This window comes from Okeania sp. SIO2B9, from assembly GCF_010672505.1.
Classification (GTDB): Bacteria; Cyanobacteriota; Cyanobacteriia; order Cyanobacteriales; family Microcoleaceae; genus Okeania; species Okeania hirsuta.
Genome location: NZ_JAAHGK010000967.1, coordinates 1 through 3004, shown reverse-complemented (window position 1 = coordinate 3004; position 3004 = coordinate 1). Strand labels below are relative to the sequence as shown.

The 3004-nt window shown below is 34.2% G+C and carries 3 protein-coding genes; 1 reads left to right on the top strand and 2 read right to left on the bottom strand.

Annotated elements, in window-relative coordinates; all coding sequences use genetic code 11:
* Positions 1-1355, top strand: a 1355-nt coding sequence (locus F6K13_RS26105; RefSeq protein WP_287288862.1) for a sulfotransferase domain-containing protein, incomplete at its 5' end; no start/stop codon positions are given.
* A 759-nt stretch (positions 1356-2114) separates the two neighbouring features.
* Here F6K13_RS26105 and F6K13_RS26100 read toward each other — a convergent pair.
* Together F6K13_RS26100 and F6K13_RS26095 are read right to left on the bottom strand one after the other, a co-directional pair.
* Entirely contained in the window at positions 2115-2243 is a 129-nt protein-coding gene (locus F6K13_RS26100; RefSeq protein ID WP_282433636.1) for a hypothetical protein, read from the bottom strand.
* Positions 2244-2566: 323 nt separating this feature from the next.
* A complete protein-coding gene (locus F6K13_RS26095; RefSeq protein ID WP_124144404.1) occupies positions 2567-2773 on the bottom strand; it encodes a hypothetical protein in 207 nt (68 codons plus the stop codon).
* Between the last annotated feature and the right edge of the window lie 231 nt (positions 2774-3004).

Sequence of the window (3004 nt, the reverse complement as noted above, 5' to 3'; positions counted from 1 at the left end):
TTTGTCAAGCTATTAAAAATCCAGACCAATATCCTATTTATCAAAAAGCACTGTATCTTATCAGAGAAAATCCAGAACTATACTTAAAATTAGGAACAGCTTTAGCACAAGCAAATCAGATTTCGGGAGCCATCATTATCTATTATATGTTGCGAGAAATATTCCCTAGTAAACATCAAATAGATATCTTTCAGGAATTAGAGAAAATATTACGGCAAAAAATTCAACTAGAACAAGATTTAAACTCATATTATGCTGCTGTAGAAACTAATCGAGATAGTCAATCTTACTATTATCTAGGATTAGTTTTAACCCAACAACAAAAATGGTTAGAAGCTTCCATTGCCTACCATCGTGCCATAGAAATTAATCCTGATTTTGCTTGGTGGTCTGATACTCGTCTCTGGGAAACTTTTGAAAAATTAGGCAAACTTGAGGAGGCAGTAAATTTATTTCAGAAACTTATTGAAAATCAAAATAATTCAGTTTCCACTTACCTAAACTTAGCAGAAGCTTTAACTCAAGTAGGCAGAATTAATGAAGCGATAAAATATTATCAAATAGCCTCTAAAAATTATATTTATAAAACCCATCCCACCTTTGTTAAACAACACTGGAACTCAGAAAAATTATCAGAAGCCAACTTTCTAATTATTGGAGTAGGCAAAGGAGGAACCACCTCTCTTTATAGCTATATAACTAAACATCCCCAAATTTTACCTGCCATCAAAAAAGAAATACATTTTTGGTCTTTCAATTTCCATAGAGGTATAGATTGGTATCGGGCACATTTCCCTCCCATTTCAAACTCAAAAAAATTTCTAACTGGAGAAGCAAGCACTACCTATTTTGATGCTCAATATGCCGCCTGTAGAATCTTTCATTTTTTTCCCAAAACCAAACTAATTATCATTATGAGAAATCCTGTCGATCGAGCAATTTCTCATTACTATCATCAAGTACGTTTAAATAAAGAATTTCGTTCTTGTGAAGTAGCAATTAATTCTCAACTTGAAAAAATAAGCAAAATTTCTCATCCTAATTATTGGAATTTTGCAGGAGATTATATAGCTTCTGGGGTATATGTAGAATTCCTCAAGAAATGGTTAGCTATTTTTCCTAGAGAACAATTACTAATTTTGAAAAGTGAAGACTTTTATCGTGACTCGGCAAGTACGATGAAGCAAGTTTTCGATTTTCTAGGTTTGCCAGATTATCAAATACCAGATTATCCAAAATTAAATGCTGGTTCTTATTCTTCTATTAGTGAGTCACTTCGACAAAAATTAAGTGATTATTTTCAACCTCATAATCAGCGTTTAGAAGAATATTTGGGAATGAAATTTAATTGGTAGAAAGTAAGCATTCAGCTGTCAGCTATCAGCTATTAATTCATTGCCTTGAGAGGTAGAAGAAGGTTTGAGGTTTTAGGCAGAGCAGTTTTATTCTAAACTTTGCCATTTTATGTATTGAGGAAACCCCCTTATTTCAAGCTTGAGGCAATTTATCTTTCGCTGTCTGAAAATCAATAAATTTATTACCAAAATCTAGAATGAAATGAACCGGGGTTTTAGGTGTTGGTTCAACAATTAACAATTGTCTATCTTTAGAAGAGATAGGATTGACTAATAAGGATTTATTTCTTTTTTATGCTTCATGTCCGGATAAGAGTGTGACAAAAAAACTTTCTTCTCCTTATATCTTAATAAACTCCCTCTTCTTACCGAAAAATTCTGGTCTAAAGCCTCCCTTTTTAAGGGGATAAAAAAAAAGAGAATGTTCCATATTTCAAGCCTCCTTATTGCAGAGGTACTGATAACTGATAACTGAAATGACTTCAATCTTTTCTCTTTACTATTTGTCAATGGCTAGTGCAAGATGGCGGAAATAACTGACCAGTTACAAAATCCTAAAACAATTACAAATCAATACTTTTGAAAGACGTGGCGTGTGGTTAACTGATTATGCGTGGCAAGGAATACAAGAAAAAGCAGCTAGGAGTAAGACGAGTGCTTCGGAATATTTAGAACAATTAATCAGAAATTCTCTGCATGGTTAGTACCTGCGATAAGCTTTCATCCCCGGCTTAAAAGCACGGGGTTTTCAGCATTTTTTTATACAAATAAAACTAAAATTCGACGACCGCCACTCATCCAGATTGTCATTTCCATACTCCCAACTTTGAACCAACAACCATTGTCATTGCACTCAGCACCAAAAATATAGGATTTCTGATTGCACATCGGAAAAAACGGTGATAGTATAAATATATTGGCGGTCTCTCGCCCCCAACAATGACTTTTTATTCAACAAAAAAAAGCAGCTCATAATCAACACAGTAAAATGGAAAAGCGATCGCTAATATAGATGAGTAAAATTCGACCCTCGCTACTCATTTCGTTATTCCTAGACACCCAAGTTTGAACCCACAACTGTCATTGCACTAAGCACCAAAAATATAGGATTTCTGATTGCACCTCGGAAAAAACGGTGATAGTATAAATATATTGGCGGTCTCTGGCCCCCAATAATGACTTTTTATTCAACAAAAAAAAGCAGCTCATAATCAACACAGTAAAATGGAGAAGCGATCGCTAATATAGATGAGTAAAATTCGACGACCGCCACTCATCAAAATCGTCATTGCCAAGCTCCCAAATTTAAACCCACAACTGTCATTACACGTAGCACCAAAAATGTAGGATTTCTCATTGCACATAAGAAAAAATGGTGATAGTCTAAGTATAGTTGTTGGTTGTTCGCCCCTACGCATGACTTTTTATTCAACACAAGAAAAAGTAGTTCATAATTAGCAAGCTAATATGGAGAAGCGATCGCTAAATTCTTAATTAAGATCAAGCCATGTAGTTAATTATCCCTCAATATAACTATGAATAACTTTCACAATATTAACCCCCATTAATTTCACATAATCATCCATATATTTAGCACCAGGAGTAAGCACAGGTAAATTTTTTCTGTAAGTAGGCAGCCAAAATTCACA

Coding starts and splice junctions, on each gene's coding strand:
- F6K13_RS26100 (WP_282433636.1), bottom strand. CDS start 2,243: ATGTGCAATCAGAAATCCTATATTTTTGGTGCTGAGTGCAATGACAAT.
- F6K13_RS26095 (WP_124144404.1), bottom strand. CDS start 2,773: ATGCGTAGGGGCGAACAACCAACAACTATACTTAGACTATCACCATTT.